Consider the following 24,187-nt stretch of genomic DNA (forward strand, 5'->3'; position numbering starts at 1 on the left):
CCGTTCCGCCCCGTCGTTCTGGCCCCCGATAGCATGGCCGCGGGGAGCAACACGAAGGAGTGATGTGGGCACCGATGCACCGCGCCTGACCCGCCGGCATCCGTTCTGGCGGTTTCTGGGCATTCTGCTCGCCATCGTCGTGACGCTGGCCGTCATCGCCGCCGTGCTCGGCTTCTGGACCGTCACCCGCTCGTTCCCGCAGACCACCGGCAGTATCTCGATCCCCGGTCTGAAGGCTCAGGTGGAGGTGCGACGCGACGACGCGGGCATCCCGCAGATCACGGCATCCAGCACGCACGACCTGTTCCTGGCGGAGGGCTATGTGCACGCACAGGACCGATTCTGGGAGATGGACTTCCGCCGGCACGTCACGGCAGGGCGCCTCAGCGAGCTCTTCGGCAAGAGCCAGATCGGCACCGACGAATTCATCCGCACGCTCGGCTGGCGGCGCGTCGCCGAGCAGGAGGTCAAGAACCTCGACCCCACCTCGCTCTCCTACTACCAGGCGTATGCGGACGGCGTGAACGCCTATCTGAAAGACCACAAGGGCGCCGACATCTCGCTCGAGTACGCCGTGCTGGGACTGCAGACACCGGGCTACACGCCCGAGAAGTGGACGCCGGTCGACTCCGTCTCGTGGCTCAAGGCGATGGCGTGGGACCTGCGCTCCAACCTCGAAGACGAGCTCGACCGCGCGCTGCTGGCGACGAAGCTCTCTCCCGACCAGATCGGGCAGCTGCATCCGCAGTATCCGTACTCGTCGCATCCGACCATCACGGATGCCGGCGGGGGCGACGCCTCGCTGGTCGACCCGACCGATTCCACCGCCTCCGCAGCCGCGCTGCTCGGCTCAGGGTCATCGGGCACGAGCGCGGATGCCGCTGCACACGACATCGCGACGCTCGCGTCCCAGGTGCGGGCATCCGCCGCCGAGGTGCCGGCGCTGCTCGGGATCAACAGCGACGACATCGGATCCAACTCGTGGGTCGTCGCCGGATCCCACACGGCGACGGGCAAGCCGCTGCTGTCGAACGACCCCCACCTTGGACCTGCCGCGCCGAGCATCTGGTATCAGGTCGGCCTGCACTGCGCGCACGTGAGCGCATCCTGCCCGTTCGACGTCGCAGGGTTCAGCTTCTCGGGGCTGCCCGGCGTGGTGATCGGGCACAACGACCACATCGCCTGGGGGTTCACGAACCTCGGCCCCGACGTCACAGACCTGTACCTGGAGAAGCTGAGCGGGAAGGGCTACGAGTACGACGGACAGGTGCTGCCGTTCACCACCCGCGACGAGACGATCAAGGTCGCCGGCGGCAAGCCGGTGACCATCACGGTGCGCTCCACCGTCCACGGCCCGATCGTGTCCGGAGGCGACTACGACACCATCGTGAAGAGCCATGAGAAGCCGGCCGGCGACGCTCCAGGCGGCAAGTATGCGCTGTCGCTGCAGTGGACCGCGCTCACTCCCGGCACGACGGCCGAGTCCATCTTCACCCTCGACAGGGCCACCGACTGGCAAGGTTTCCGCGACGCTGCCCGCCAGTTCGACGTGCCGGCACAGAACCTGCTCTACGCCGACACGAAGGGGAACATCGGCTACCAGGCGCCGGGGGTGATCCCGATCCGCAAGCAGGGCGACGGCACGACCATCACCCCGGGGTGGTCGAGCGCGTACGGCTGGAGCGGCTACATCCCGTTCGATCAGTTGCCCAGCGTGTACAACCCGGCGCGAGGGTTCATCGTCACGGCGAACAACGCCGCGGTCGGACCGGACTTCCCGGTGAACCTCACAAAGGACTGGGATGCCGGCTACCGCGCCGACCGCATCACCGCGCACCTCGAGAAGCTGATCTCCTCGGGCACGAAGATCACCTCGGCCGCCATGTCGAAGATCGACGCGGATACCTACGACGCCAATGCCGCCGCCCTGGTCCCCGTATTGAAGAGCATCTCGCTCGACCACGGAACCCAGCGGGCCGTCGACCTGCTCGACCATTGGAACTACCGCGACGACGAAGACAGCGCAGCTGCCGCCTACTTCAACATCTTCTGGCGCAACCTGCTGCACGATGCGTTCGCCCGCAAGCTTCCCGCCGGCGCTGCACCGGTGGGCGGCGACCGCTGGTTCCAGGTCGTCGACAGCCTCGCCAAAGACAAGGACTCCCCATGGTGGGTCGACGACGGCCTCGGCGTAGGCGACCGAGACGAGATGTTCGCGTACGCGGCCGATCAGGCATACCACGAGGCCGTGAAGCTCATGGGGCCGGAGATGTCTGATTGGAAGTGGGGAGACATCCACACGCTCGAGGTCACGAATCAGAGTTTCGGCGAATCCGGCATCGCACCGATCGAGTGGCTGTTCAACCGGGGACCGTACAAGCTGGGCGGCGCGTCATCGGTGGTGGATGCCGTCGGCTGGGACGCCTCGCAGGGCTACCAGGTGAACTGGGTGCCCTCGATGCGCCAGGTGATCGATCTGAGCGACTTCGACCGCTCCACTTGGATCAACCTCACAGGCGACTCCGGACACGCGTTCAACCCGCACTACGTGGACCAGACGCCGCTCTGGCAGCACAACAAGACCCGTCCGTGGGCGTTCAGTGCGGATGCCATCGCGAAGTCGACGCAGGACACGCTGACGCTGATGCCTGCCGCTTAGTCTTACCGCGTTGTCCGCGGGCGTGGTCCCCCGCTGCCCGTCCCAGCCTCATCCGAGATGAAATACGTCGAGCATGTCTCAGTAGATGCGGCTCCGCCCTGGCATCCCCGCCCTTTCTGAGACGCACTCGCCGCGCATGTCGCAGATCCTGCGGAATCCGCCGCGGGGACCAACAAGAACTGAGACATATCGTTCCGCGCTCATCGCAAATCGGGACGCCAACCTCCCTCGATCAGCGCTTCCCTCACTTTCGCGACGGCCACGCCTTCGTCGGGTCGCAGATGGTGGCTGAGGATGCGCACGTGGCGCCACCCCAACGCACGGATGTCATCCCAGCGGTCGGCATCACGCGCGAACTGGTTCTCGTCGAACGCGTGCGTGCGCCCATCGTGCTCGACGGCAACGCGGTACCGCGGATACGCGAGGTCGAGCCGCGCAACAAACCGACCCTCGGGAGTGCGCAGATCGATATTCAGCTCCGGGTGGGGCAAGCCGTTGCGTGTAAGCAGAAGCCTCAGGTATGTCTCCTCCGCGGTCTCGGCGCCCACGCGGATCTCGTCGAGTGCCCGTGTGAGCACGCCGCCCGTGACATCCCCCGCGTACTCGACTTCCCGGCGAAGTTCCTCGATGGTGGCGAGCCTCCTTCGAGGAAGCACAAGGAAGTCGCCGGCGGCGACGAGGTCGTCGAGCTGCCACAGCGAGCCGGCCTGCCGCCACAGCCGAGCAGGATGTTCTATGGGCACGCCCTGGACCTTCAACCTGGCCGGGCGTCGCTCTTGCAGCCGGTGGCCGACTACGCCTTCGCGGCGCGGCTTCGCGGCAGGGCGTCGTGCCGAGACGTGCAACGCGCGTTCGTCTTCTTCCGTGTACGGCAGTGGTACACCGAGCAGCGCGAGTCCGGTGTTGTGGCTCACGAACTGGTGGCCGGTGAGTGCAGGCGCGACCTGTTCGGTGCGACGGAGGAGTTCTTTGCGGAGCCGCTCCATTCGCTCAGATGCGGTCTCCTTCTCCGGCCGTCGTGGAGCATCCACTCGAACAGCGCGGACGCCGCGCGTCGGTGCGATCAGGTCCCCCGCTCGCAGTCGTGACATCGACACCCCTGAGCGCACCGCCTCAGCGACGGCGAACGGACGACTCTGCAATTCCGGGGGCAACGGCTGTGCTCGACTCACAGAACCACTACGCCACATGAACGGCGCTCGGTTCGTCCCGGGGAGACCGAACTGTGGAGAACCTTCGGGAAGCGTCTCCTGTGGACGGGTGCCGATGGCCCGGGCGGGAGCGGCGGGACTGCTGCGACCGTTGTCGCGGCACCGCTCACCGGCTGAGACCCGATGCCGTTGGCGCGACCGGCAAGCTCTCGTGAAGGCATGTCTCAGAAGACGCGGGCTCGGGTCGCACACGGCACAGGTTCTGAGACACATCACGGGAACATGTCTCAGAACCTGCCTCTAGAGGCACGCCCGAGCCGCAATTAGTGAGACATGCCTGCGGCGGCCGGCGGCGTGCTCAGCGCTCTGCCGGGTAGTCCCGCTCCGGCGCGCCGACGTAGAGCTGCTGGGGCCGGCCGATCTTCGTGGCCGGGTCGGTGTTCAGCTCTCGCCAGTGTGCGATCCATCCCGGCAGGCGGCCGATCGCGAACAGCACGGTGAACATGCGCGTCGGGAAGCCCATCGCCTTGTAGATGACCCCGGTGTAGAAGTCCACGTTGGGATAGAGCTTGCGCTGGCTGAAGTAGTCGTCGTCGAGCGCGATCTGCTCGAGCTCCTTCGCGATGTCGAGCAGCGGGTCGTGCACGCCGAGGTCTTGCAGAACGGCATCCGCGCTCTCCTTGACGAGCTTGGCGCGCGGATCGTAGTTCTTGTACACCCGGTGGCCGAAGCCCATCAGGCGCACGCCGTCTTCCTTGTTCTTCACCCGCTCGACGTAGCGGTGCACGCTCTCGCCCGAGTCGCGGATTCGCGCAAGCATGTCGAGCACTGCTTCATTCGCGCCGCCGTGCAGAGGCCCGTAGAGCGCGTTGATGCCGGCCGAAATCGAGGCGAACAGGTTCGCCTGGGTCGATCCCACGAGACGAACCGTCGAGGTGGATGCGTTCTGCTCGTGATCCGCGTGCAAGATCAGCAGACGCTCCAGCGCCTTCGACACCGTGGGATTGACCTCATACGGCTCGGCGAGCGTGCCGAAGTTGAGCCGCAGGAAGTTGTCGACGAAGCTCAGCGAGTTGTCCGGGTAGAGGAAGGCCTGACCGAGGCTCTTCTTGTGCGCGTACGCTGCGATCACCGGCAGCTTGGCCAGCAGCCGGATGGTCGAGAGCTCCACAGCCTCCGGGTCGCTGATGCTGAGCGAGTCCTGGTAGAACGTGCCGAGCGCTGAGACGGCGCTGGAAAGCACCGACATGGGGTGCGCGTCGTGCGGCAGCGCGCCGAAGAAGCTGCGCAGGTCCTCGTGCAGGAGGGTGTGGCGGCGGATGCGCTCGTCGAAGTCGCCGAGTTCGTCCGCGGTCGGCAGTTCGCCGTGGATGAGCAGCCAGGCCACCTCGAGGAACGTGGAGTTCGCGGCGAGTTGCTCGATCGGATACCCGCGGTAGCGCAGGATGCCCGCCTCGCCGTCGATGAACGTGATCTCCGAGCGGGTGGCTGCGGTGTTCACGAAGCCGTAGTCGAGCGAGGTGAAGCCGGTCTGCTTAGCGAGCGTCGAGATGTCGATGCTCGAGGCTCCGTCGACGCTGGGCAGGATCGGGAACTCGGCTGTACCGCCCGGGTACGTCAGAGTGGCTCGCGTGTCGCCGTCCCCTCCGTCGTGACCACCTGCGTTCACTCGAGCCTCCTCACAAGCACTGCCAAAGATCGTGCCAGTACAGCCTACGGGCAAAGGTGGTCCACTGTCGTACCCGCCAATGACCGCCCGCTTCGGTGCAGTGAAACCGAAAATCGGCCGGCCGGATGCCTGAACTGATAGGGATTCAGAGCGCCGCGAGCCGTTCCGCTGCCGCAGCGATCCGCTCGTCGGTGGCCGTGAGCGAGAATCGCACGTGCTGCGGGAAGAAGTCGCCGTAGAACACGCCGGGGCCGGCCAGGACGCCCACCTCGGCCAGCCTGCCCATAGTGGTCCAGGCATCCTCTCCCGCGGTCGCCCACAGGTACAGCCCCGCCTCGCTGTGGTCGATGCGGAACCCGGATGCCTCAAGCACCGGCTTCAGCACCTCGCGCCTGCGCCGGTAGCGGTCGACCTGTTCGCGCACGGCGTCGTCGTCGCCGAGCGCAATGACCATGGCGCTCTGCAAGGGGGCGGGAAGCATCAGTCCGGCGTGCTTGCGCACCGTGAGAAGCCGCGCGATCAACGCAGGATCGCCCGCGACGAAGGCGGCCCGGTATCCGGCCATGTTGGACTGCTTGCTCAGCGAATAGACGGACAGCACACCGGAAAGGTCGTGGCCGACCACGCGCGGATCGAGGATGCTCGGCACCGGCTCGCCGGCCCAGCGCCCCTCCCAACCGAGCTCGGCATAGCACTCGTCGTTCGCGATCACCGCGCCCAGCTCACGGGCCCTCGCCACTGCATTACGCAGGAAGTCCTCGTCGAGCACGCGCCCGTCAGGGTTGCCGGGCGAGTTGAGCCAGACCAGCCGCGTGTCCTCCGGCCACTCGGCGGGCTCGTCGGATGCCAGTGGCCTCGCCTGCACGACCGCAGCCCCGATCGCATACGTCGGGTATGCGGCGCGCGGGTGCACGACGACATCGCCCGGACCCAGCCCGAGCAGCACAGGCAGGAGGGCGACGAGCTCCTTCGAGCCGATCGTGGGCAGCACGCTCGCGCCGGTGAGTGCCGGCACGCCCCTGCGCCGCTGAAACCACGACACGATGGCGTCGCGCAGTTCCGGGGTGCCGGCCGTCTGCGGGTAGGCGTGCGCATCCGTCGCCTGGGCCAGCGCCTGCCGCACGGCCTCCGGAGTCGGATCGACCGGGGATCCGATCGAGAGGTCGACGATGCCGCCGGGATGCCTGCGGGCGCGCTGCGCGTACGGCGCCACCAGGTCCCAGGGGTAGTCGGGCAGCTCGGGCCGGGTCACTTCCGCGATCCGCGCGTTCAGTGGTTCTGCGGGGGAAGCGCCGCCACCAGCGGGTGATCCTTCGGGATCACGCCCACCTTCGCCGCACCACCAGGGGATCCGATGTCATCGAAGAACTCCACGTTGGCGCGGTAGTAGTCGCTCCACACCTCGGGCAGGTCGTCTTCGTAGTAGATCGCCTCGACCGGGCAGACCGGCTCGCAGGCACCGCAGTCGACGCACTCGTCTGGGTGGATGTAGAGAGTGCGCTCGCCCTCATAGATGCAGTCCACCGGGCATTCGTCGACGCAGGCTCTGTCTTTGACGTCCACGCACGGCAGGGCGATGACATAGGTCACGGTCCACTGGCTCCTCTCGGGCTTCTTGAGCGCCATGCCAGTCTAAGGGTGCCGCCGCGCCTCGCCGACGAGTCGCCGACATGCGACGCAACGATGCAGGGGCTCAGGTAGCCGGCCTCCCTTTGGGAGCGCCCGGCCATGCGACAGCGAGCAGCGCGATCACCACGGCGCCGGCCATCCAGATCCAACCCGGCACGCTGTTCGTGATGAGAACGGATCCGCCGAAGCTCCTCTGCGAGAGCAGGGCGATGGCGACCAGGGCACCGAGCGCGGCACAAGCCGTGTAGAGGCGTCCGTCGCTCAGGAGACGGATGCCCGCCAGCAGGCAGGCCAGCGCGAGCAACGCGACCACGATGCCCCACGGTACCTGCCACGAGCCCAGCGTTGAACTGTGCACCACGGTGCCGAGCATGCCGAACACGAGCCCGACGATGCCGAGAATCACGGCCGTGAGCGCTCGCAACAACATGGCGCCATATTACGGGCGGTGCGCACAGAAGTGAGGGGCGAGTGGACAGCCCGACCCCTTCGCGCCTACAGTCGATCCAGGTAAGGTTAGCCTTACCGAAATCCCACCCGATTGATCCGAAGGCTCCGCTGTGCTCGCAACCCTGGTCATCGGCCTTCGCGAAGGCCTCGAGGCTGCGCTCATCGTCGGCATCATTGCCGCATTCCTCAAGCGCAACGGGGCATCGCTGAAGCCGATGTGGTTCGGTGTCGTGGCCGCGCTGACGCTGAGCGTCGCGGTCGGATTCATCCTGCAGGCGATCGAGGCGAGCCTCCCCCAGGCCGCTCAGGAGGGCATGGAGACGATCATCGGCGCCATCGCCGTCGTCTTCGTCACCACGATGATCGTCTGGATGAAGAAGAACTCCCGCGGCCTGAAGAAGGAGCTGGAGCGGGAGGCGGCAGCGGCACTGGGCTCAGGCACGACGTGGGCGCTGGCCGGCATGGCGTTCCTCGCGGTGCTGAAGGAGGGATTCGAGACCTCCGTGTTCCTGCTGGCCACGTTCCAGGCATCCAACAGCGCCGGAGCGGCGGCCCTCGGGGCCGTGCTCGGCATCGCCGCGGCGGTCGCGATCGGCATCGGCCTCTACACCGGTGGTGTTCGGCTCAATCTCTCGCGGTTCTTCACGGTGACGGGCATCTTCCTGGTCTTCGTGGCCGCCGGTCTCGTCGTCACCACGTTGCGCACGGCGCACGAGGCGGGCTGGATCTCATTCGGGCAGCAGGCCACCGTCGACCTCTCCTGGCTCGCTCCCGCCGGATCGGTGCAGGCGGCACTCATCACCGGCGTGCTCGGCATCCCGGCCGACCCGCGCGTCGTCGAAGTGCTCGGCTGGCTGCTGTACGTGGTGCCCGTGTTGGCGTACTCGCTGTGGCCGAAGCGGTTGAAGCTCATCGGCCGAGCCGCTTCCCGGGCGATGCTCGTCTCCGCCGCCGTGTTCGGCGTCGCGGCGATCGTGCTCGCCGTCGCCGTTCCGATGGGATCCCGGCCCGAGCTCCCCACGGCGGTGCCCGTCACGGGCGGCGGCACCGCGTCCTTCCACCCTCAGGGCAACTCGGCGCGGCTCGTGGTCACGAAACACGATCCCGGCACCTTCAGCCTCAGCGGACCGGAACCGGCCTCGCACGCGGGCGCGAACCGGTCCTGGACCTCCACCACGACGGCGCACCCCGCGGATCGCCCCGGTTCACTCGGCCTCGACGCGCTCGTGAAGCTGAACCGCGGTCGTATTCCGGTCGGCATCGACCCGGTGCGCGCCCCTGGCCCGTATTCCGCGTCCTGGACGACGACCACGTCCGTGACCGCGTACACCTTCGACGCCGGACTCGTGGATGCATCGAGCCAGGTACGCACGGTCGTCACGATCTCGGGCGGCGGGCTCGCGGCCCCGCGGGCGTTCGCCGTCGACGACGGGCACGGTGCGTGGTCTGTGAAGCGGGCGGCCGTTGCGGCCTCGAGCGGCGCTATCGCGGCGGCACAGGCATCCGCTCGCGAGGCAGTGCTGTGGAAGCTGTGGCTCCCGCTCGTGCTCGCGATCGCGGCGATCGCACTGGCCCTGCGGGGCGTCCGCGAGCGCCGTGCGATCTCCCCGACCCCCGATTCGGGGTCGGATGCCCGCGCCGCCGCGTCGGCCGCGCCGGCGGGACCACAGACCAAGCCCGCAACGACCCCCACCGACGTCGCACGATCGACGGCGTCCTGAACACCGCTGGAGTACAACGAATGCAGCCCAGTAGCCGTCGTCGCGCCCGCGCCGGCGCGACAGCCGCCGCGGTGGTGAGCGCCACGCTCCTACTCGCCGGGTGCGCAGCAGACGACAGCGGCGCGAAGCCGTCGGCTTCCGGTGCGTCGCACGTGAAGATCACGCTGGCGAACGACGGATCGGCGGATGCCTGCAGCATGGACCACGCCTCGGCGCCGGCCGGTCCGATCACGTTCACCGTGCGCAACGAGAGCGCGACGGGCATCACCGAGGTCGAGCTGCAGAGCGATCAGCGGATCATCGGCGAGAAGGAGAACCTCGCACCGGGCCTGAAGCCGGTGAGCTTCACGCTCACCCTCGGCGGTGGCAAGTACACGCTCTACTGCCCGGGCGGCAAGAACGAGAACATCGCGTTCACCGTCACGGGCAAGGCAGCGACACAGAAGACGGGGAGCGTGCAGACGCTGCTGAAACAGGGCGCGACGGACTATGCGGGATACGTCGACGACCAGCTCGCCGGCCTCGTGCAGGGTGTCGCCAGCCTGAAGTCCGCTGTCGATTCCGGCGACGTGACCGCGGCCCAGCAGGCGTATGGGAAGGCGCGCCCGTTCTACGAGCGCATCGAGTCCGATGTCGACGGGTTCGTGCTGCCCGGCACGAAGGCCAACGACAACGCCGGCAACCTGGACTACCTGATCGACATGCGGGCATCCAACCTCGATGACTCCGTCGGGTGGCACGGCTTCCACGCCATCGAGCGAGACCTGTGGCAGAACGGTGCGATCACCGACAGCACCAAACAGCTCGCCGCCGAACTGCAGAACAACGTCACCACGCTCGCCGGGCTCGCGAAGTCGCTGAGCTACAAGCCGGAAGATCTCGCCAACGGCGCAGCGGGACTCCTCGAAGAGGTGCAGTCGTCGAAGATCAAGGGCGAGGAGGAGGCGTACAGCCACACCGACCTCGCCGACTTCGCCGCGAACGTCGAGGGCTCGCAGCAGGCATTCGAATATCTGAAGCCCGGGCTCACGAAGATCGATTCGAGCCTCACTTCGCAGATCGCGACGCAGTTCGACAAGGTGAACGCGATGCTCGACACCTACCGCGACCCGTCGGCCGTTGGCGGCTACAAGACCTACACGGCCGAGCTCCGCGTGAGCGACGCGAACACGCTCAGCCAGGCGGTGCAGGCCCTGCAGGACCCGCTCTCCCGCCTCGCCGAGAAGGTCGCCACCGCGCAATGACCGACGACCGCGAGTCCGCCACCGATCCCGCCGTACTGCCAGGCGAGTCCACGCCGTCCGCCGACGCGACCACCTCGCACGTGAGCCGCCGCGGCCTGTTCGCGATGGGCGCCGGCGGCCTCGCCGTGGGCGCACTGGCCGGGGTGGGCGGCACACTCGCCGCGCAGGCTCTGACGCCTAAGGATCAGGGTGAAGCGGTCGATGCGACGCTGAGCTACCCGTTCTACGGTGGCGTGCACCAGGCGGGCATCCGCACCGAGCCGCAACGGCACTGCGTCTACATGACCTTCGACGTGGATGCCGGCAGCACGGCGACGGATCTCGAGTCCCTGTTCGCGAGGTGGTCGGCCGGCATCGCTCAGCTCATGCAGGGCAAGCCGGTCGGGCTCGTGCAGCCCACCCGTCCGGGCGCCGTGCCGCAGGACACCGGCGAGGCGGCCGACCTCAGCCCCAACGCCCTCACCGTCACGCTCGGACTCGGACCCGGCATCTTCGACGACCGTTTCGGGCTCACTGCGAAGAAGCCGAAGCTGCTTGGACCCCTTCCCGAACTGCCCAGCGACAACCTGCAGGCGGGGCTCACGGGCGGCGACCTCAGCCTGCAGGCGTGCGCCGAGGACCCGCAGGTTGCTTACCACGCCATCCGCGACCTCGCCCGAATGGGCCGCGGCACAGTGAGCACCCGGTGGACCGTGATGGGCTTCGGCCGAGCCTCAGCCGGCGCAAACCAGACCACCCCTCGCAACCTGATGGGCTTCAAGGACGGCACCCGCAACATCCGCTCCGACGACGAGTACCGCGACTTCGTCTGGCTCGGCGACGACGCCGGATGGATGTCAGGAGGCAGCTACCAGGTCGCGCGTAAGATCCAGATGAACATCGAGATCTGGGATGCCGACCGCATCGGCGACCAGCAGACCGTCTTCGGCCGCAGCAAGTCCGATGGCGCCCCGCTCACCGGCACGAAGGAGTTCGACACCCCGGACTTCGGCGAGACCGCCAACGGGCAGCACGTCATCGCGCAGAACTCGCACGTTGCGCTGGCCGCTCACGAGAACAACGGCGGAGTCAAGATCCTGAGGCGCTCCTACAACTACACCGACGGCATCAACCAGTTCGGGCAGTTGGATGCCGGCCTCATGTTCATCGCCTACACGAACAACCCGGGCAACTTCGTGACCCTTCAGAAGAAGCTGGGCTCGTACGACCGCCTCAACGAGTACATCTCGCACATCGGATCCGCTGTGTTCGCTGTGCCTCCAGCGCCGGAGCCGGGACACTACCTGGCGGAGAGCCTGTTCGCGTAGGCGGCTACTTCTTCTCGGTCACCGTATAGTTGGCGACCCATTTCGAGGAGTCCTTGGCGATGACGACCAGCACCGAGTACGGATCCTTCGTGAACGAGACGGTCCCGCCCTTGTCGGTGCGGTTGTTCAGATCCTGCCGGAAGCCGGCATCCGCGAACTGACCGACGATCGCATCGAGCGGATCCGCGCCGCTGATCTTCATGGTGACGTTCCAGATCTTGCCGTCGGACGAGCCGACAGAGGCCGCAGTGACCACGTCGCCGTGCGCCAGCGGCACCGCCTTCGGAAAGTCGGCGGGCACCGACTTGCCGTCGAGGTTGACGTGGCCATGCGTCACGTTGCGCACTATGCTCTGCACGCTGCATCCCGACAGCGCCGCGGTCGACCCGAAGGCGAGCAGCACGGCGAGCGGTACGGCGACCAGAGCACGACGGGTGCGGATCATGCTGACTCCAGGTGCTCGACGCCGGCGAGAGCCGACACCGGTAAGGTAGCGCGGCCCGGTGCGAGGTCATCCGCGATTCCAAGCATTCCTCAAGGTTGACGGATGCTCGGCGCCGGCAATGCCTGGCGGCTCGCGGTTCAGCTCTGCGATTCCCGCTTCAGCCGGGCAGCGGCACGGCCTCGCGTCTGCTGGTCCAGCTCGACCTTGCGGATGCGCACCGCTTCCGGCGTCACCTCGACGCACTCGTCTTCGCGGGCGAACTCGAGCGACTCCTCGAGCGTCAGCTGACGCGAGGGCGTCATGGACTCGAACGTGTCGGCCGTGGAGGAACGCATGTTGGTGAGCTTCTTCTCCTTGACGATGTTCACGTCCATGTCGTCGGCGCGGGAGTTCTCCCCCACGACCATGCCCTCGTACACCTCATCGGTCGGGTTCACGAAGAACGTAATGCGCTCCTGCAGCTGGATGATCGCATACGCCGTCACCGAGCCGGCCCGGTCGGCCACGATCGAGCCGTTGCTGCGGGTGACGATGGGTCCTGCCCACTCGTCGTAGCCGTGCGAGATCGCGTTCGCGATGCCCGTTCCGCGCGTCAGCGTGAGGAACTCGGTGCGGAATCCGATGAGGCCGCGCGATGGCACGATGAACTCCATGCGCACCCAGCCGGTGCCGTGATTCGACATCGACTCCATCCGGCCCTTGCGGCCGGCCAGCAACTGCGTGATGGCGCCGAGGTGCTCCTCCGGCGCGTCGATGGTGAGGTGCTCGTACGGCTCGAACGTCTTGCCGTCCACCTTCTTCGTCACGACCTGCGGCTTACCCACAGTGAGCTCGTAGCCCTCACGGCGCATCTGCTCCACCAGGATGGCCAGCGCCAGCTCGCCGCGCCCCTGCACTTCCCAGGCATCCGGGCGCCCGATGTCGAGCACCTTGATGGAGACGTTGCCGATCAGTTCCCGATCGAGCCGGTCCTTGACCATGCGAGCGGTGAGCTTGTGACCCTTCACCTTGCCCATCAGGGGGGAGGTGTTCGTGCCGATCGTCATCGAGATCGCGGGCTCGTCGATGTGGATCGCCGGCAGCGGCCGCACGTCATCGGGGTCGGCGAGCGTGTCGCCGATCATGATGTCGGCGAAGCCGGCGACGGCGACGATGTCGCCGGGACCGGCGCTCTCGGCCGGGTAGCGGTCCAGCGCCTTCGTCATCAGCAGCTCGGTTACGCGCACACTGTGCACGTCGCCGTCGTGGCGCACCCAGGCGACCGTCTGACCCTTCCTGATGGTGCCGTTGAACACGCGCAGCAGGGCGAGACGACCGAGGAACGGAGACGCATCCAGGTTCGTGACGTGCGCCTGCAGTGGAGCCTCGTCGTCGTACGTCGGCGCCGGGATGTGCGTGAGGATCGCGTCGAACAGCGGCTCCAGGTCGGGGCTGTCCGGCAGCTCGCCGTTCGCGGGCTCGGCTGCGGATGCCCGGCCCGCCTTGCCCGATGCGTACACGACCGGCACATCGAGGATCGCGTCCAGGTCGAGGTCTGGCACGTCGTCGGAGAGGTCGGACGCGAGGCCGAGCAGCAGGTCCTGACTCTCGTGCACGACCTCGGTGATGCGGGCATCCGGCCGGTCCGTCTTGTTCACCGCGAGGATGACCGGCAGCTTCGCCTCCAGAGCCTTCCGCAGCACGAAGCGGGTCTGCGGCAGCGGCCCTTCGCTGGCATCCACCAGCAGCACCACACCGTCGACCATGGAGAGGCCGCGCTCGACTTCGCCGCCGAAGTCGGCGTGGCCGGGCGTGTCGATCACGTTGATCGTCACCGGCGTGCCGTTCGCGTGCTTGCCGTTGTACGAGATCGCCGTGTTCTTGGCGAGGATCGTGATGCCCTTCTCACGCTCCAGCTCGTTGGAGTCCATCGCGCGCTCTTCGACGTGTGCGTGCTCGGCGAACGAGTGGGTCTGGTTCAGCATGGCGTCGACGAGCGTCGTCTTGCCATGGTCGACGTGGGCGACGATCGCGACGTTGCGCAGATCGTCACGGGTGCGGATGGCCATGCTGTAGTCCTCGCGTGCAGAGATGAAGTGGATGCCTGACCGCTTTCGCAGCGGCCAAGCCGAAGTCGGATGCGTCGCCTCACGCACTCGGTGCGGGCGGGCGTGACGAAGGGGCGGGAGAACCCCGCCCCTGAGAGTCTACCGGAGGATGCCCGAGTGCCCCGTCAGGGAGCGCCCGGGCATCCGCTCAGTCGGTGGGACGCTTCTCGTCCGGCTCGGGCTCCTCCCCGCCTCCGCCGTATCCCGCGGCTGCAGGGTACTGCTGCGGCTCCGCGTACTCCCCCGCCTCCGGGTGAAGCGCCTTGTTGTCGTACTCGTCGCTGCCGGCCGCGAGGATGCGCGCACGCAGTTCGCGCCGCTCCCGCTGCACTTCCGGGTCGGGAAGCGGAACGGCCGCGATGAGACGCTGCGTGTACGGGTCCTGCGGATTCCGCAGGATCTCGTCGCGCGTCCCCACCTCGGCGAGACGGCCGAGGTGCATGACCGCGATGCGGTCGGCGAGCACGTCGATGACGGCGAGGTCGTGCGTGACGAACAGGCAGGCGAACTGGAACTCGGCCTGCAGGTTCTTGATCAGCTCGAGCACCGTCGCCTGGACGGAGACATCGAGAGCGGATGTCGGTTCGTCGGCGATGAGCAGCTCGGGGTGAAGCGAGATGGCGCGCGCGATGCCCACGCGCTGCTTCTGCCCGCCGGAGAGCTCATGCGGGTACCGCGACCGGTATGCGGTGGGCAGTTCCACGCTGTCAAGCAGGCCCTGCACCTCCTTCTCCAGGGCGCGGCCCTTGAGACCCTTCGCCAGCAGCAGCGGCTCCCCGATCGACTGGCCGATCGTCATGCGCGGGTTCAGCGACGAAGCGGGGTCCTGGAACACGATGCCGGCGTTCTTGTGTACCTGCCGCACGCGCTTGCGGTTCCACGTCGAAAGGTTCACCCCCGTGACGTTGAGCTCACCGGCCGTCACCGGCAGGAGCCCGATGGCGGCACGGCCGAGCGTGGTCTTGCCGGACCCGGACTCGCCGACCAAACCCATCACCTCGCCCTTGTGCACGGTGAGGTCGACCCCGTCGATCGCCCGGAACGCCTTCACACGGCCGTGTCCCGGGTACTCGATGACGATGTTCTTGAACTCCAGGACCTTTTCGCGGGTGTCGAGTTCGGCCGCGACCTCGCGAGCCTCCTCGAGCGCGCGCTCGTTCACCTCGATCTGCTCGAGCAGACCGGTCGGGGTGTCGTCCTCAGCGAGCGCGGCTGCCGCCAACGCGACGGTGACGTCGATCTCCTGACCCTCGGCGCCCTGGCCGAGGTGCGGGACAGCATCCAGCAGGGCGATCGTGTACGGATGCTTCGGCTCGCGGAAGATCTGCAGCGTCGGCCCAGCCTCGACCACTTCACCGCGCCGCATGACCGCCACGTGGTCGGCGAGGTCCGCCACCACACCCATGTCGTGGGTGATCAGCAGAACCGCGGAATCGAGCTTGTCGCTCAGGTTGCGGATCAGATCGAGGATCTCGGCCTGCACCGTCACGTCGAGCGCCGTCGTCGGCTCGTCGGCAATCAGAAGGCCGGGGTCGCAGGCGATCGACTGGGCGATCATGGCGCGCTGCCGCTGGCCACCGGAAAGCTGGTGCGGATACGAGTTGAACGCCTTGAGCGGATCGGGCAGCTCGACGAGCCCCAGTAGTTCGATCGCTCGCTCCCTTGCCTCGTGCGGCGAGATGCCGTAGTGGATGCGCAGGGTCTCCACGATCTGGAACCCGACCGTGAGCACCGGATTCAGGGCGGTCATCGGCTCCTGGAAGATGACCGCGATGTCCTTGCCTCGGATGCCGCGCATCTGCGACGGCGGCAGACCGCGGAGCTCGCGTCCGTTCAGCTTGATCGATCCGCTGACCCGGCTGTTCGGCGGGAGCAGGTCGAGCACCGACATCGAGCTGACGCTCTTGCCCGAGCCGGACTCGCCGACGAGCGCCATGACCTCGCCGCGCTTGATCGAGTAATTGAGCTTCTTGACCGCGGGAACCCAGACGTTGTCCACGGCGAAGTCGACACTGAGGTCGGAGACCTGCAGAACGGGGGTGTTGTTCTCCGGTGCCATCAGACGGCGGCCCCTTCTCGGCCGGTGGGCCGTATTCCAAGTCGTGCACGGCCGGTGGGCCGCGACGCGAGTCGTCGTGCAGCGCGGGTCGCGGGCGGCACGTGCACGGAAGCGTAAGCGGATGCTGCCACGATGGATCCATGCATTCTTCCGCGGCCGTCGACCGTGATGTCTTCGTTTCGAGATTCAACCGCGTGCTCGCGGTCATCGTGTGGGCCCTGGACGTCTTCGTCCTGGTGGGCTACGTATGGATCCACGGCAGCCTGCGCGATCCCTTCGCGATCGTTCCGGTCGCCCTGGTCGCTCTGCTGGCATGGGTGGCACTGTGGCGTCCGAGCCTCCGGATCGACGACGGCGGCATCCAAGTGATCAATGTCTTCCGCACGATCACCGTTCCGTGGCCGGCGCTCATCCACATCGACACCAAGTTCGCGCTCACGCTCTTCACCCCTGGACACCGTTACAGCGTCTGGTCGGCTCCGGCTCCCGGTCGCACCGGAGCGGCCATGGCGGCACGCAAGCAGGAACGGGGCCGTGTCGAGATGGCGCCGGTCAGCGAAGACGGCAGCATCCGGCCCGGAGACCTGATCGCCAGCGAGTCGGGCCAGGCGGCCTACCTCATCCGCGAACGATGGGCGCGTCTGCGCGACGCCGGACGCATCGACGCCGGCATCGCCGACGCGACGCCGGTCGACGTCCGTGTGCACTGGTGGCTGAACGGCGTCATGGCCGCCCTGCTGGTCGCCACCGTGCTCGTGTTCGTGCTCTGAGTCGATCCGGGTCGACAGAACGGTCATCGGGCACCGGTCCCGCTGCCCGGTGATCCGTCCCCGGAACCCGTCGATGCTCCTCCGCTCACCGGCGGCTCGGCGGCAGCGACCGCTGCCTGCGCCTGCGCTGCCTCTTCCTCGGTCGGCTCCGGCTCACGCGTGCGCTTCAGGCTGAAGCGCTGCTGACGCGGGTCGAAGGCCTCGCGAAGACCGTCTCCGACGAAGTTCACGCAGAGCGCGAGCAGCACGATGAAGAACGCAGGCCACCAGAACAGCCACGGGCGGGTGGTGAACGCGCTCTGGTTCTGGCTGATCAGAAGACCGAGTGACGAGTCCGGCGGCTTGATGCCGAAGCCGAGGTAGCTGATCGCGGTCTCGAGAAGGATGGCCGCGGCGATCAACAGGGTCGACGCGACGATGACGACGCCGATCGCGTTCGGCAGGATGTGCCGGAAGATGATGCGCGCATCCGAGGCGCCCGCAACCCGGGCGGCTTCCACGAACTCCCGCTCGCGAAGCGCGAGGAACTCGCTTCGAACGAGGCGGGCGATCACCATCCAGGAGACGAAGGCGAGGAGCACTGCGAGGCCCAGAGCGCCCAGACCACCCGCCGTACGTCCGACGATGGCGCCGATCACGAGTGCGGGGATCACGATGAAGATGTCGGTGATGCGCATCAGCACCGCGTCGACCCAGCCCCGGAAGTAGCCGGCGATGGCGCCGACGATGACACCGATGACCGTGGCGACGACACCGAGCACGACCATCACGAGAACCGAGTTCTGGATGCCGCGCATGGTCAGGGCGAAGTAGTCCTTGCCGATGCGGTCCTGTCCGAACGGATGCTCGCCGAGACTGAACGGCCACAGCTGCAGCGTGGGTGCACCCTGGTTGACCTGCGGGTTGAGCTGCGTGTAGGTGTAGTGCCACCATCCGTGGATCGGTCCGAGACCGATGGCCGAGATGGAGAACACCAGAACCGCCACGTAGACGATCAGCGCAGCGACCGCAACCTTGTTCTTCAGGAAGCGCCGGAAGATGATCCGGCCTTGGCTCTGGCCCTTCTCGGTCTTCTCGGTCTCGGCCAGTTCGAAGCCGTCGCTCACTCCGGGCTCGGGCAGATTTCCCTGAATAGTGCTCATGCGGCCACCTCCGCGGCCAGAAGTCTCGTGAGCTTCCGCTGAATGCTCGCCCCGGTCATCGCACACGCACCCGAGGGTCGAGCGCCGAGTACGTCAGGTCGGCGAGGAAGTTGAACGTGATGGCGGTGATGGCGACCACGATGAAGTAGCCCATGATCGGATTCACGTCTGTTCGGAACAGGCCGGCGATGAAGAGCTGCCCCATGCCGCTGATGCTGAAGATGTACTCCGTGATCACGGCGCCGCCCAGCAGCGCTCCCATGTCGGTGGCGACGAGCGTCGTGATGGGGATCAGCATGTTGCGGAACGCGTGGCGCACGATCACCGTCCGTTCCGGCAGACCCTTCGCCCGCGCGGTTCGCACGTAGTCCTGGTTCAGCACCTCGAGCATCCCGGACCGCGAGTAGCGCGTGTAGCCGGCGAAGCTGATCAGGAGCAGGCTCATGGTCGGCAGCAGGAAGTGCGTGAACGTGTCGAGACCGGTGATCCACACGTCGCCGTTCAGGCCAGGTGTGCCAGCGCCCACGGTGGCCAGCGGCCGGTCGTTGGTGAGATCCATGTACGCGGGCCACGACCGCATCAGACGATCGAGCACGACGACGCCCGAGGTGAGGAACGCCGTCAGCGCGCCGATGCGCATCATCAGGCCACGGTCGTAACCGCCGACGAAGAATCCGACGAGCAGGCCGACTCCGATCGCCACGACGGCGAGGATGATCAGGGTGCCGAAGCTCGACATGTTCAGCAGCCACTGCAGCCCGAAGTAACAGGCGATCGCGATCGCCGCTGTGATGCCGCCGGTGATCCACGCCTTGCGGTTGCGGGTGCCCGCCAGGAGCGCGACGACTCCGTAGGCGATCGCCGCACAGAAGATGATCACGACCACTGGCCCCAAGGACGGCTTGATGAACCACTGGGTCACCGACATGTACCACAGGATGAGCGCGGTCACCGCGCCTGCGATGAGGAAGGTGATCACGCGCTTCCGGAAGTTGCCGCCGGCAACGAGCTGCACGACGAGGCCGACCACGATGCCCCAGACGGCAAGTGCGAGAGGCGACAGCGTGGGATCCGCGAGGAAGTTGTTGTAGCCCAGCGCGATGAAGCTCTTCAGCAGCACCGCGATGAGGAACGACGGCAACGAGAACAGGAAGAAGCTCACGAGCGTGATCGAGTAGTCGAAGCCGCTGAAGGCACGCAGCGCCGTGATGATGCCGAGCGCAACGCCGAGAACGACGGCCAGCACGAAGGCCAGCGTGACGAGCTGGATCGTCGCCAGAGTCGCCTGCGGCAGGAGCTGGGTGACCGCCTGGTTCTGGAACGTCGTTCCTAGATCGCAGCCACCGCCGACGGGAACTACGCATCGTGCGACGCCCCCGAGCCAGAGCAGCCAACGAACGGGGGCAGGCAGATCGAGGTGCTGCGTGTGGATGCGGGCTTCGATGAGGGCTTGCTTGTTGGGGGAATTGCTGCCTTCGAGATCCTGTAGCGGATCACCGGAGTTGGCCGCGAGCACATACATGATGAACGACGCGGCGATGAAGACCAGGATCGAGACGCCAATGCGTCTCGCAATGTAACTCACCATTCGTTTGGAGAACCTCTAATTCACGCAAGGCGGGAACGCATGCGCGGCGTCGTTGCCGCGGGCTGCCTTGCAGATACTACGCCGAGACGGCTGGGCCCAGCGACGGGGCGCCGGTCCAATGGACACGGCGCCCCGCGCGACTGAGTGATCTTAGCCTTTCAGTCCGAGCCTGAGAGCTACTTGCTCCAATCCCAGACGTTCCAGACGATACCCGTCTGACCACCGAACCAGCCGACGCCCTTGAGCTTCGAGCTGGTGGCGAAGACACCAGGCAGCTGGAACAGCGGGAGGCCGTAGAAGTTGGTGAAGGCGATCTTGTCCAGCTGGAACTTGATCGACTGCAGCTTCTTCGGGTCCAGAGTCGTCTGCGACTGGTTGGCCAGCGTATTCGCCTCGGGAATGTTGAAGTTGTTGTAGTTCGACCCGTTGCCGGTCTGGAACAGCTGCGGCAGTGCCGCGTTGCCCACGCCAGGGTTGATCCAACCGAACAGCGATGCGTCGTAAGCGCCACCGGGGAGCAGCGAGCTCCACTGCGGCGAACCACCGTCGACCACATTGAAGCCGGCCTTGGCAGCAGACGACTGGATCGCCTGGAACGAGTCCACGCGGTTGGGGTTGCCCGTGTTGTACAGGATCTTCACGGTCGGCGTCTTGCCCGCGAGGAGCTGCTTCGCCTTGGCGATGTCGACCTTGTCGAACTCGCTGGAGCCGTTCTGCTTGACCGTCTCGTCATATCCGGCCTGCGACGGCAGGAAGATCTGCGAGTCGAGCACCTTCGCCTTCGGGTTGATCGGCGTGATGATCGCGTTCAGGATGTCCTGGCGCGGGATCGTGAGCAGGAACGCCTCGCGTACCTTCGGGTCGCTGAACACCGGCGACTTGAAGTTCAGGTCGAGGTGGTCGTACGCGACCTGGTCACCCGTGATGGTCTTGACCCCGGATGCGGCCTTCAGCGCCTTCAGCGTGTCGGCGGATGCCTGCGGCTGGATCGCGTCGACCTCGCCGTTCTGGAGAGCGGTGACCTGCGCGTTGGCGTCACCGATGAAGCGCATGACCAGCTTGCCGAACTTCACGGCGTGCTTGCCCTTGTAGTACTTGTTCGGCACCAGGGTCATGGACTGCTTCGGCGTCCACGCGGAAACCTCAAGCGGGCCGCCGGAGACGAGGAGCTTCTTGTCCTTCGGGAGCGACGTCGCATCGAAGCCGGTGTTCCAGAACTTCGCCGCCTTCTCCAGAGTGGGGTTGGCGGGAGCGGGGTTCGACGGGTCACCGGCCGGCGTCTTCAGGAACGCGTTGGTCAGGTCCTTGGTCGAGACACCGATCTCAGCCGCGACGACGTGCGCCGGGATCTGGATCGGGTTGACGATGTTCCAGTCCACGTACGGCTGCTTGTAGGTGAACGTGATGGTGTGGTTGTTGTTGCTGATCTTCGGCAGATCCGTCTTGAACACGCAACCGGCAGCGGTCGAGAAGTACTGGGTTCCCTTCACGACGTTGCCGTTGTCGTCCAGCGTCGACGAGTCGTAGTAGCACGACGTGGTCGCCCAGCCGAGCATGAGGTCGTCGGCCGTCATCGGCGTGCCGTCCGACCACTTGTCGTCACTGTTCAGCGTGTACTCGACCTTGAGTGGGTTGTTGCTGAGCTTCTTGTACGTGCCGAGGTCGGTGTTGGGCACGACGTTGAACTTCTGGTCCAGCGTGAAGAACTGCGGCTGGGTCAGGTAGTTGATGACGCCGTTCGTGTCGAGGTTGCCCTGCGGCGTCGCCTGGTTGAACGACGTGACCTCGTTGACCTGTGCGATCGTGATGGTCTTTCCGCCGGACGATGCCTCGCTCGAAGGCGTGCTCGTCGTGCAGCCGGAGAGCACAAGCCCTGCGGCGGCGGCGACCGCGACGGCACCCACTACGGGACGCAGACGCTTTCGCGTGATCTTCAATGTTCCTCCTGGTTGGGAATTGCGCACGACGAACAGGGGTATGTCGACGCGCACGAGATAGCAACGAAGATAGACACCTCTGCGGCGCGGCACAAAACCCACGGGCGCAACCGTTACGAGGTAGTGACCGTGGAAGCGCGATTCGGGCGTCTATTTCCGGTTCGCCGCGGATTTCCGGCGCGGATTGCAACATTTGAGCAATCTCGAGCATTGCTCACTATCTCCGATATCAGCGCGCGAACCTCGCCCGGCGCCCGCGCGCGTCGTGACAGGATGACTGGCATGGGCGAGGCGGGCGACGTGCGGCTGCCACGGGCATCCTTCTCCCTCGAGGTCGTGGCGGAACGCGGCGATCGCGCGCGCCTGTGGTGGGAAGTCGGCATCGTTCTCGGCCTGTCGCTCGGGCAGTCCGCCGTGTACTCGATCTTCACGATCGTTCAACGGCTCGCGGCTCCCACCCCGCTGAAGGATCAGAGCGCGCAGCTGAATCCGTCGCAGTCGTCGACACCGTGGGTGGACTTCACGTATCAGGTGCTCGACATCGGCTTCTCGCTGATGGCCGTCGCGCTCGCCGTGTACCTGCTGTGGCAGCCGGCGCGAAGCGGCTTCCGGCGCATCGGCCTGGACTGGTCGCGGCCGTGGCGCGACCTAGGTGGTGGCGCGCTGTTGCTGGCCGTGATCGGTGTACCGGGGCTCGGCCTGTACGCCGTGGGTCGCGCGATCGGTATCACGGTCGACGTGCAGGCCTCTCCGCTCGACCAGTACTGGTGGACGGTGCCCGTTCTGCTGCTCTCCGCTGTGCGCGCGGCGTTGCAGGAGGAGATCATCATGATCGGCTACCTGTTCACGCGCCTCAAGCAGCTGGGGTGGAACTCGTGGTGGGTGATCGTCGCGTCCGCGCTCGTACGAGGCAGCTATCACCTGTACCAGGGCATCGGGCCGTTCTTCGGCAACGCGGCGATGGGGATCGTGTTCGGGTGGTGCTATCGGCGGTGGGGGCGCACGGCGCCACTCGTGGTTGCGCACAGCCTGCTCGACATCGTGTCGTTCGTGGGCTACCCGCTCGCCGTCGCGCTGTGGCCGACCGTCTTCGGCCCCTCGAAGTGACGCGAGGCGTCGAGCCCTGCGAATCGCCGAGCTCCGCGACGCCGGTGAGACCGGCGAATTGAGCTGAGCTCGCGGCATTATGCGTGGGTCTCAGCACGATCGACCGGTCTCAGGCTGGCACGCAGAGTGTGGGTGGGAGCTTTCGAGACAGCGACTCGGGCGAGTTTTCCACCGATAATGCGTTCGTTGCCACTGCGCCAATCGGTTCGAGCACGATGGAGGGATGCCCGGCCCGGTTCCCTGCCCCATTCCATTGGTCGTCGCGCGGGAGAGGCTCAGCGGAAGCACCCCATACCGCGATCGAGCTCTCGTGCGCGTGCATCCGGGTGTCTACGCGCGGCGCGACCTTTGGAGCGCCTTAGCTCCATGGGAGAAGTACATCGCTCGCATCCACGCGGTCCAACGAGCCCTGCACGATCCTGTCTTCTGTCTGGAGTCTGCCGGCGCCCTCCGTGGAGGGCCCGTATTCGGCGAGCCGCGGCACGTTCACGTGATCGGCCGCTCCGGCGCAATGTCGGTCGACGGCGGTGTCGCTGTGCACGCCTTCCGTGACGAGCGAAGCCTCGACACGTCTGGCGGGATCGTGACGACTGCCATGCCCGACACTGTGGTGGATCTCGGGCTCGTCCTGCCCCCTGCGTTCGCACTGGCAGTGGCCGATTCCGCGTTGCACCAGGGGTTGGTGACCACATCTGAACTTCTCGAGCGAGCGGAGCTCCTGTCCAGCCGTCGCGGTCGGCGTCAATTGCGCTGGGTACTGGGGGAAGCGACGCCGGATGCCGAGTCGCCCAATGAGTCGGCCAGCCGCGCGGCCATCGACTGGCTGGGCTACGAACGGCCAGAACTGCAGGTGCGGTTCAACTACGAGAACGCGCATGATCGCGTCGACTTCTACTGGCGTCTACAGCGAATCATCGGTGAGGCGGATGGCTACGGGAAGTACGACGCCGACGATGCAGAGGCGGCGAAAGCTCAGTTCGTTGCGGAGAAGACGCGCGAAGACCGTCTGCGCCGGCACGAGGGCGGATTCGCTCGGTGGGATTGGGGAGACGTCCTGAATTACGAATCGCTGGACCGCAAACTTCGCGCTGCCGGGCTCCGACCGGTGCGCCAGCGGAATGTCTCGCTTCTTGCAACGCTCACGCACAACCCGCGATCCTTCGAGGCCACGAAATCGGGTGAGACCGACTGATCGCGCCGAAACCGGCGCACAGCTCCCCGG

General features: G+C 66.6%; 18 protein-coding genes. 7 read left to right on the plus strand and 11 right to left on the minus strand.

What is annotated here, in order from left to right:
- Window positions 1-64: 64 nt before the first annotated feature.
- Window positions 65-2,659 (plus strand): penicillin acylase family protein, encoded by a 2,595-nt coding sequence (locus tag ACYVI5_RS11165; protein WP_460580230.1) that lies wholly within the window; start codon window positions 65-67, stop codon window positions 2,657-2,659.
- Window positions 2,660-2,859: 200 nt separating this feature from the next.
- Here ACYVI5_RS11165 and ACYVI5_RS11170 read toward each other — a convergent pair whose 3' ends face one another.
- The 5 genes from ACYVI5_RS11170 to ACYVI5_RS11190 form a co-directional block, all read right to left on the minus strand.
- Entirely contained in the window at window positions 2,860-3,750 is an 891-nt protein-coding gene (locus tag ACYVI5_RS11170) for a hypothetical protein (protein ID WP_460580231.1), read from the minus strand.
- Window positions 3,751-4,168: 418 nt separating this feature from the next.
- Window positions 4,169-5,479 (minus strand): type II citrate synthase, encoded by a 1,311-nt coding sequence (locus ACYVI5_RS11175; RefSeq protein WP_460580232.1) that lies wholly within the window; start codon window positions 5,477-5,479, stop codon window positions 4,169-4,171.
- Between the two features lie 145 nt (window positions 5,480-5,624).
- Window positions 5,625-6,731 (minus strand): succinyldiaminopimelate transaminase, encoded by a 1,107-nt coding sequence (gene dapC, locus ACYVI5_RS11180; RefSeq protein WP_460580233.1) that lies wholly within the window; start codon window positions 6,729-6,731, stop codon window positions 5,625-5,627.
- Window positions 6,732-6,748: 17 nt separating this feature from the next.
- The gene (fdxA, locus tag ACYVI5_RS11185) at window positions 6,749-7,069 is read right to left on the minus strand and encodes a ferredoxin (RefSeq protein ID WP_325454634.1); all 321 of its coding nucleotides are present in this window, start codon (window positions 7,067-7,069) and stop codon (window positions 6,749-6,751) included.
- A gap of 103 nt (window positions 7,070-7,172) precedes the next feature.
- Window positions 7,173-7,538, minus strand: coding sequence for a hypothetical protein (locus ACYVI5_RS11190; protein ID WP_460580234.1), 366 nt, complete (start codon window positions 7,536-7,538; stop codon window positions 7,173-7,175).
- A 130-nt stretch (window positions 7,539-7,668) separates the two neighbouring features.
- On the opposite strand from ACYVI5_RS11190, the gene efeU reads away from it, so the two are divergent.
- Genes efeU through efeB form a run of 3 tightly spaced genes read left to right on the plus strand, consistent with a single transcriptional unit; the run spans window position 7,669 to window position 11,830 of the window.
- Window positions 7,669-9,279, plus strand: a complete 1,611-nt coding sequence (gene efeU / locus ACYVI5_RS11195) for an FTR1 family iron permease (RefSeq protein WP_460580235.1) — start codon at window positions 7,669-7,671, stop codon at window positions 9,277-9,279.
- Between the two features lie 20 nt (window positions 9,280-9,299).
- Window positions 9,300-10,523 (plus strand): EfeM/EfeO family lipoprotein, encoded by a 1,224-nt coding sequence (efeO, locus tag ACYVI5_RS11200; protein ID WP_460580236.1) that lies wholly within the window; start codon window positions 9,300-9,302, stop codon window positions 10,521-10,523.
- Window positions 10,520-11,830 carry a Dyp-type peroxidase gene (efeB, locus tag ACYVI5_RS11205; protein WP_460580237.1) on the plus strand — a complete coding sequence of 437 codons (1,311 nt, stop codon included), beginning with the start codon at window positions 10,520-10,522 and terminating at the stop codon, window positions 11,828-11,830. Before efeO ends, efeB begins: the two co-directional genes overlap by 4 nt.
- A gap of 4 nt (window positions 11,831-11,834) precedes the next feature.
- On the opposite strand, the gene ACYVI5_RS11210 is transcribed toward efeB, so the two are convergent.
- From ACYVI5_RS11210 to ACYVI5_RS11220, 3 genes are all read right to left on the minus strand, one after another.
- The gene (locus tag ACYVI5_RS11210) at window positions 11,835-12,275 is read right to left on the minus strand and encodes a hypothetical protein (protein WP_460580238.1); all 441 of its coding nucleotides are present in this window, start codon (window positions 12,273-12,275) and stop codon (window positions 11,835-11,837) included.
- A 137-nt stretch (window positions 12,276-12,412) separates the two neighbouring features.
- On the minus strand, window positions 12,413-14,323 hold the full coding sequence (gene typA, locus ACYVI5_RS11215; RefSeq protein ID WP_460580239.1) for a translational GTPase TypA: 1,911 nt from the start codon (window positions 14,321-14,323) through the stop codon (window positions 12,413-12,415).
- 187 nt (window positions 14,324-14,510) lie between these two features.
- Entirely contained in the window at window positions 14,511-16,421 is a 1,911-nt protein-coding gene (locus tag ACYVI5_RS11220) for an ABC transporter ATP-binding protein (RefSeq protein ID WP_460580240.1), read from the minus strand.
- A gap of 140 nt (window positions 16,422-16,561) precedes the next feature.
- Here ACYVI5_RS11220 and ACYVI5_RS11225 point away from each other — a divergent pair, with 140 nt between their 5' ends.
- The gene (locus tag ACYVI5_RS11225) at window positions 16,562-17,191 is read left to right on the plus strand and encodes a PH domain-containing protein (RefSeq protein WP_460580241.1); all 630 of its coding nucleotides are present in this window, start codon (window positions 16,562-16,564) and stop codon (window positions 17,189-17,191) included.
- A gap of 23 nt (window positions 17,192-17,214) precedes the next feature.
- Here ACYVI5_RS11225 and ACYVI5_RS11230 read toward each other — a convergent pair whose 3' ends face one another.
- From ACYVI5_RS11230 to ACYVI5_RS11240, 3 genes are all read right to left on the minus strand, one after another.
- On the minus strand, window positions 17,215-18,333 hold the full coding sequence (locus tag ACYVI5_RS11230; RefSeq protein WP_460580242.1) for an ABC transporter permease: 1,119 nt from the start codon (window positions 18,331-18,333) through the stop codon (window positions 17,215-17,217).
- 55 nt (window positions 18,334-18,388) lie between these two features.
- Window positions 18,389-19,921 carry an ABC transporter permease gene (locus tag ACYVI5_RS11235; protein WP_460580243.1) on the minus strand — a complete coding sequence of 511 codons (1,533 nt, stop codon included), beginning with the start codon at window positions 19,919-19,921 and terminating at the stop codon, window positions 18,389-18,391.
- A 176-nt stretch (window positions 19,922-20,097) separates the two neighbouring features.
- Window positions 20,098-21,858: an ABC transporter family substrate-binding protein gene (locus ACYVI5_RS11240; protein WP_460580244.1), complete on the minus strand. Its 1,761-nt coding sequence runs from the start codon at window positions 21,856-21,858 to the stop codon at window positions 20,098-20,100.
- 282 nt (window positions 21,859-22,140) lie between these two features.
- On the opposite strand from ACYVI5_RS11240, the gene ACYVI5_RS11245 reads away from it, so the two are divergent.
- Both ACYVI5_RS11245 and ACYVI5_RS11250 read left to right on the plus strand, forming a co-directional pair.
- Window positions 22,141-22,965 carry a CPBP family intramembrane glutamic endopeptidase gene (locus ACYVI5_RS11245; protein ID WP_460580245.1) on the plus strand — a complete coding sequence of 275 codons (825 nt, stop codon included), beginning with the start codon at window positions 22,141-22,143 and terminating at the stop codon, window positions 22,963-22,965.
- A gap of 310 nt (window positions 22,966-23,275) precedes the next feature.
- Window positions 23,276-24,157, plus strand: coding sequence for a hypothetical protein (locus ACYVI5_RS11250; RefSeq protein WP_460580246.1), 882 nt, complete (start codon window positions 23,276-23,278; stop codon window positions 24,155-24,157).
- Window positions 24,158-24,187: the final 30 nt, after the last annotated feature.

Source organism: Humibacter ginsengisoli (genome assembly GCF_054780095.1).